The organism is Candidatus Eisenbacteria bacterium, assembly GCA_035712145.1.
Classification (GTDB): domain Bacteria; phylum Eisenbacteria; class RBG-16-71-46; order RBG-16-71-46; family RBG-16-71-46; genus DASTBI01.
In genome coordinates, this window is the sequence record DASTBI010000168.1 from 1 (window position 1) to 7,460 (window position 7,460).

The 7,460-nt window shown below is 67.9% G+C and carries 2 protein-coding genes; both read left to right on the forward strand.

Going from position 1 to position 7,460, the window contains the following annotated elements; all coding sequences use genetic code 11:
• The coding region (locus VFQ05_11595; protein ID HET9327411.1) for a HAMP domain-containing protein at positions 1-5,230 on the forward strand (5,230 nt) is incomplete at its 5' end.
• Entirely contained in the window at positions 5,230-7,284 is a 2,055-nt protein-coding gene (locus tag VFQ05_11600) for a response regulator (protein HET9327412.1), read from the forward strand. The genes VFQ05_11595 and VFQ05_11600, both read left to right, overlap by 1 nt.
• Positions 7,285-7,460 lie beyond the last annotated feature (176 nt).

Consider the following 7,460-nt stretch of genomic DNA (forward strand, 5'->3'; position numbering starts at 1 on the left):
CGCCTCCGAGGTGACGCGCGTGGCGCGCGAGGTGGGCACCGAAGGCAAGCTCGGCGGCCAGGCCGACGTGCAGGACGTCGCCGGCACGTGGAAGGACCTCACCGACTCGGTGAACTCGATGGCCGGCAATTTGACCGCGCAGGTGAGAAATATTGCCGAGGTGACCACCGCGGTCGCCAACGGCGACCTGTCGCGCAAGATCACCGTCGACGTGCGAGGGGAAATTCTCGAGCTCAAGAACACGATCAACACCATGGTCGATCAGCTCAGCTCCTTTGCTTCCGAAGTGACGCGCGTGGCGCGCGAGGTGGGCACCGAGGGCAAGCTCGGTGGCCAGGCGGACGTGAAGGACGTGGCCGGCACCTGGAAGGACCTCACCGACTCGGTGAACTTCATGGCCAGCAACCTCACCGGCCAGGTGCGGAACATCGCCGAGGTGACCAAGGCGGTCGCCAACGGCGACCTGTCACGCAAGATCACGGTCGACGTGCAAGGCGAGATCCTCGAGCTCAAGGACACCGTCAACCGCATGGTGGACCAGCTCAGCAGTTTCGCCGCGGAAGTGACGCGCGTGGCGCGCGAGGTGGGCACCGAGGGCAAGCTCGGGGGCCAGGCCGACGTGCAGGACGTGGCCGGCACCTGGAAGGACCTCACCGACTCGGTGAACTTCATGGCCAGCAACCTCACCGGCCAGGTGCGCAACATCGCCGACGTGACCAAGGCGGTGGCCGCGGGCGACCTGTCGCGCAAGATCACGGTGGACGTGCGCGGCGAGATCCTCGAGCTCAAGGACACCGTCAACCGCATGGTGGACCAGCTGAGTTCGTTCGCCGCGGAAGTGACGCGCGTGGCGCGCGAAGTGGGCACCGAAGGGAAGCTCGGCGGTCAGGCCGACGTGCCCGGCGTGGCCGGCACCTGGAAGGACCTCACCGACTCGGTGAACTCCATGGCCGGGAACCTCACCGGCCAGGTGCGCAACATCGCCGACGTGACCAAAGCGGTGGCCGCGGGCGACTTGTCGCGCAAGATCACCGTGAACGTGCGCGGCGAGATCCTGGAGCTCAAGAACACGATCAACACCATGGTCGATCAGCTCAGCAGCTTCGCCGCGGAAGTGACGCGCGTGGCGCGCGAAGTGGGCACCGAAGGCAAGCTCGGCGGCCAGGCCGACGTGCGCGGCGTGGCCGGCACCTGGAAGGACCTCACCGACTCGGTGAACTTCATGGCCAGCAATCTCACCGGCCAGGTGCGCAACATCGCAGAGGTCACCACGGCGGTCGCGAATGGCGACCTGTCGCGCAAGATCACGGTGGACGTGCGCGGCGAGATCCTCGAGCTCAAGGCCACGATCAACACCATGGTGGATCAGCTGCGCAGCTTCGCCGCGGAAGTGACGCGCGTGGCGCGCGAAGTGGGCACCGAAGGGAAGCTCGGCGGTCAGGCCGACGTGCCCGGCGTCGCCGGCACCTGGAAAGACCTCACCGACTCGGTGAACTTCATGGCCAGCAACCTCACGGCGCAGGTGCGCAACATCGCCGAGGTGACGACCGCGGTGGCGCACGGCGACCTCTCCAAGAAGATCACGGTGGACGTGCGCGGCGAGATCCTGGAGCTCAAGGACACCGTGAACCGCATGGTGGACCAGCTGCGCAGCTTCGCCGCGGAAGTGACCCGCGTGGCGCGCGAGGTGGGCACCGACGGACGTCTCGGCGGTCAGGCCGACGTGCACGGCGTGGCCGGCACCTGGCGCGACCTCACCGACTCGGTGAACTTCATGGCCGGCAACCTCACCGCGCAGGTGCGCAACATCGCCGAGGTCACCAAGGCGGTGGCCAACGGCGACCTGTCGCGCAAGATCACGGTGGACGTGAAGGGCGAGATCCTCGAGCTCAAGGACACCGTGAACCGGATGGTGGACCAGCTCAGCCGGTTCGCCGCGGAAGTCACGCGCGTCGCGCGTGAGGTGGGCACCGAAGGCAAGCTCGGGGGTCAGGCGCAGGTGCAGGGCGTGTCCGGCGTGTGGGAAGACCTCACCGACAACGTGAACTCGATGGCTTCGAACCTCACCGGCCAGGTGCGTGGCATCGCCCGGGTCGTGACGGAGGTGGCCAACGGGGAGCTGCGGCGCAAGCTGACGCTCGAGGCCAAGGGCGAGATCGCGCAGCTCGCCGAGACCATCAACTCGATGATCGACACGCTCGCCACCTTCGCCGACCAGGTGACCACGGTGGCGCGCGAGGTGGGTGTGGAAGGCAAGCTGGGCGGCCAGGCGCGCGTGCCCGGCGCCGCGGGCACGTGGAAGGACCTCACCGAGAACGTCAACCAGCTCGCCGCCAATCTGACCACGCAGGTGCGCGCGATCGCCGACGTGGCCACGGCGGTGACCAAGGGGGACCTGACTCGCGAGATCAACGTCGATGCGCGAGGCGAGGTGGCGGTGCTCAAGGACACCACCAACGAGATGATCCGCAACCTCCGCGACACCACGCTCAAGAACAGCGAGCAGGACTGGCTCAAGACCAACCTCGCCAAGTTCAGCCGCATGCTGCAGGGACAGAGGGATCTCCTGGCGGTGGGCCGGCTGATCCTGTCCGAGCTGGCGCCGGTGGTGAATGCGCAGCGCGCCGTGTTCTATCTGCTCGATGCCTCCACCACCGAGGAGCCGCGCCTCAAGCTGCTGGCCGGCTACGGCGTCGACGACGAGACCGGCGCCTCGCGCGAGTTCCGGCTCGGCGCGGGCCTGGTGGGGCAGTGCGCGTTCGAGAAGCGCAAGATCCTGCTCAACCACGTCCCACCCGACTACGTGCGCATCTCTTCCGGGCTCGGATCGGCGCCGCCGCTCAACATCATCGTGCTGCCGGTGGTGTTCGAGGGCGAGGTGCGCGGGGTCATCGAGCTCGCCTCCTTCGAGCGTTTCAGCCTCACGCACCAGGGCTTCCTCGATCAGCTCACCGAGACGGTCGGCATCGTGATCAACACCATCGAGGCCAACTCCCGCACCGAGGACCTGCTCACCCAGTCGCAGTCGTTGGCGGCCGAGCTGCAGCAGACGAACCTCGAGCTGCAGGAGCGGTCGCGGCTGCTGGCGCACCAGAACGAAGAGGTGGAGCGCAAGAACCAGGAGGTCGAGCAGGCGCGGCAGGCGCTGGAAGAGAAGGCCGCGCAGCTGGCCCTGACCTCGAAGTACAAGTCGGAGTTCCTCGCCAACATGTCGCACGAGCTGCGCACGCCGCTCAACAGCCTTCTGATCCTCTCGGATCAGCTCTCGAAGAACCCCGAGGGGAATCTGAGCGGGCGGCAGACCGAGTACGCCAGGACCATCCACTCGTCGGGCAACGACCTGCTCAACCTGATCAACGACATCCTCGACCTGTCGAAGATCGAATCGGGGACCGTGGTGGTCGACGTCAGCGAAGTGCGCTTCCCCGAGCTGCGCAACGTGGTCGAGCGCACCTTCGGTCACGTGGCCGAGCAGAAGGGACTCGGGTTCACGGTGCATCTGTCCCCGAGTCTGCCTCAGTCGATCCAGACCGACTCCAAGCGTCTCCAGCAGGTGCTCAAGAACCTGCTGTCGAACGCGTTCAAGTTCACGCGCCAGGGCGCGGTGGCGCTCGAGATGGGCCCCGCGCCGCCGGACACGCGTTACGAGAGCGAGGCGCTGCGGAAGGCCGAGTCGGTGATCGCTTTCACCGTGTCGGACACCGGCATCGGGATTCCGCACGAGAAGCAGCAGATCATCTTCGAGGCCTTCCAGCAGGCAGAGTCCGGAATCAATCGAAAGTACGGCGGCACCGGGCTCGGGCTCGCCATCAGCCGTGAGCTGTCCTGGCTCCTGGGGGGTGAGATCCACCTGCACTCCGCGCCGGGCGAGGGCAGCCGGTTCACGCTCTTCCTGCCGGTGGGCTTCGTGCCCGCCGGCCAGGTCAAGCGGCCGACGACCTCGGTGGTCTCGCTGGCCGTGGCCGCGGCCGCGCAGCAGGATGCCGTCGCGGTGCTGGAGGCCGAGCCGGAGACGCTGATCGACGAGGCCGGCGACGACCGCCATGAGATCGGCCCCGGCGACCGGGTGCTCATGATCATCGAGAACGATCTCTCGTTCGCGCGCATGATCGCCGACGCCTCGCACGATCACGGCTTCAAGGCGATCATCTCCAGCTTCGGCGCCGCGGCGCTGACATTGATGGAGCAGTACCAGCCGAGCGCCATCACCCTCGACATCTCGCTGCCGGACATGAGCGGATGGCGGGTGCTGGACCGACTCAAGCACGATGCGCGGACGCGGCATCTGCCGGTCTACGTCATCACCACCGACGAGGACCGCGAGCGCGGCCTGCGCTGCGGCGCGGCGGGGGTCGCGACCAAGCCCCTGCAGTCGCGAGAGAGCCTGGACGACGTGCTGCGGACCTTGCTCAAGGTGCACGAGAGCAGGGATCGCGATGTGCTGGTGATCCAGAGCGACGAGGAAATGCGCGAGCAGCTCGGCCACCTGCTGAGCTCGCCCCGGGTGCAGGTGCGCGAGGCCGCCAGCGGCGCGGAGGCGCTGCGGCAGATCACGGAAACCTTGCCGGACTGCATCGTGCTCGATCCGGCCGAGGCCTCACTCGGGACCCTGGCCGAGCAGCTCGAAGCCATCCCCGGATTCTCCGAGGTCCCGATCCTGATCCATCCGGTGCAGGTGCTCTCGCCGCCGAATAGCGCCGCGCTCAAGCGGCTCGCGCACCGCGGACGGGTGCGCGAGGTGCAGAGCTTCGACCGGCTGGTCGACGTCGCGGCGCTGTATCTGCACCTGAAGCTGGAGGACCTGACCGAGTCGCAGCGCCAGCGGATCGGCGAGCTGCACGACGGCGACACCAAGCTGGCCGGGCGCAAGGTGCTGATCGTCGATGACGACGTTCGCAACATCTTCGCGCTGATGAGCGTGCTGGAGCAGCACGCGATGGTGGCGGTGTCGGCGGAGAACGGCAGCGAGGCCATCGCCAAGCTCGAGGCGTCGACCGACATCGACATCGTGCTGATGGACGTCATGATGCCGGAGATGGATGGCCTCGACACCACGCGTGCCATCCGGCGGATCTCCCGCTACCGCGACCTGCCGATCATCGCCGTGACCGCCAAGGCGATGAAGGGGGATCGGGAGCGGTGCATCGAGGCCGGAGCCTGGGACTATCTGTCGAAGCCGGTCGATCCGGACGAGCTGTTGAACATGATGCGCGGATGGCTGGTGCGCTGATGAGCCGCCCCGTCAACATCCTCGTGGTCGACGACCTGACCGCGCAGCGCCTCACCATCGAGGCGGCGCTGGCCGAGCTGGGCGAGAACATCGTCCCGGTGAAGTCCGGGCGCGGCGCCCTCAAGTTCCTGATGAACAACGAGGCCGCCGTGGTCCTGCTCGACGTCAACATGCCGGAGATGGACGGCTTCGAGACCGCGGCGCTGATCCGCCAGCGCCCGCGGAACGCCAACACTCCGATCATCTTCCTCACCGCCGACCACGACGAGATGCAGATCGCGCGCGGCTACGCGCTCGGCGCGGTCGATTACCTGACCTGCCCCTTCCTGCCCGACGTGCTGCGCACCAAGGTCAAGGTGTTCGTCCAGCTCTCGCGCGCGCAGGAGAGGATCCGGCAGGAAGCCGAGCAACGGGTCGCCTTCCTGCGCGAGCAGGCGGCGCGCGCCGCGGCCGAGCAGCAGAGCCGGCGCCTGCGTCTGCTGAGCGAGGTTGGAGGCACCCTGATGCGCTCGCTCGACGGCACGCCGTTCGAGGACGAGATGCTGCGCATCCTCGTGCCCGCGCTCGCCGACGAGGCCGGCCTGCAGTTCGCCGACGGCTGGGAGCGTCCCCAGGCGATCGTGTGGCGGCGCATCGCCGAAGGCGGCGGCGTCGACGAGGTCGCCGCGCCGACCGGGAAGCTGGCGGTGGCCGCCGCCCAGGCGATCAATCATGGCGGCCTGGTGGCGACCGATCGCGATCCTCAGGGGCGGCCCCGCTGCGTCGCGCTGCCGATCGCCGTGCCGGGCAGGATCTACGCCGTGCTCGGCGTGGCGCGCCACGGGGATTCGCCCGGCTACTCGACCGAGGAGCGCGACCTGCTGAACCTGATCGCCGGCCGCGCCGCGGTGGCGCTCGACAACCGCCGGCTGTTCCGCGAGGTGCAGGAGCGCGATCGGCGCAAGGACGAGTTCCTGGCGATGCTGTCGCACGAGCTGCGGAATCCTCTGGGAGCCATCACCTCCGCGTCGCGGCTGCTGGAGCTGATCGGCGCGGTGGACGAGCGCGCCATGCGCGCCACGCAGGTGGTGGCGCGGCAGACCGCCCATCTCGCCAAGATCGTGGACGACCTGCTGGACGTGTCACGCGTGACCGTCGGGCACATCACGCTGAACAAGGCTGCCATCGATCTGCGCCAGCTCGCCGATCAGACCGTGGAGTCGCTGCGCGCCTCGGGCCAGCTGGATCACCACCAGGTCAGCGTGAGCGGCGAATCGGCGATCGTCGAGGCCGATCCTGCCCGGATGCAGCAGGTGCTGACCAACCTCATCATCAACTCGGTCAAGTACACCGATCACGGGGGATCGATCGCGATCCAGATCGACCGCGAGGAATCGCTCGCGCGCCTCAAGGTGCAGGATGACGGGATCGGCATGGCGCCCGATCTGCTGAACAACGTGTTCGAGGTCTTCGTGCAGGGCGAGCAATCGCTCGACCGCGCCAAGGGCGGCCTGGGGATCGGCCTGACGCTGGTGAAGCGGCTGATCGAGCTGCAGGACGGCACCGTGCGCGCCTTCAGCGAAGGCGTGGGGAAGGGCAGCACGTTCCTCATCGAGCTGCCGCGGCTCACGGCCGATTCCCGCCCGCGACGTACCGAGAAGAACCCGCGCCGCCGCGCCGGCCCGTTGAGCGTGCTGGTGATCGACGACAACGAAGACGCCCGCGTCATGATGCGGACATTGCTCCAGCTCAGCGGCCACCGCGTGGTCGAGGCCTCGAACGGCCCCAAGGCCGTGGAGGTGGCGCAGCGCACCCAGCCGGACGTGGCGCTGGTCGACCTGGGCCTTCCCGGCTTCGACGGCTACGAAGTCTCACGCCGCCTGCGCACCGACATGCGCACCCGCAACATCGTGCTGGTCGCCCTGACCGGCTACGGCCAGGCAGAGGACCGGGAGAAGACCGCCGCCTATGGCTTCCTGACCCACCTGGTGAAGCCCGTGAGCACCGAGAGGCTGGACGAGGTGTTCGCCATGGCCGCCCAGGAGCGGGGCAGGGAGCGACTGGCGGCGGGGTGAAGCACGCGGTTTCCTAAACCGTCCGGTCCACCGTCGCAACGTCATGCAAAGCAATACCAGCCAAGGCATTTGAGCGATCGCTTCGTGGTCAGCAGTAGCCCCAAAGAGACACGTGGGGAAGCTGAGGGGCCACCAAAGGGCGACCACCCTGCTGACGGCGAAAACGTCGAATGGCC

What these genes read in the sequence shown, in the direction of transcription:
- VFQ05_11600 (HET9327412.1), top strand. Translation starts at nt 5,230, where the DNA reads ATGAGCCGCCCCGTCAACATCCTCGTGGTCGACGACCTGACCGCGCAG.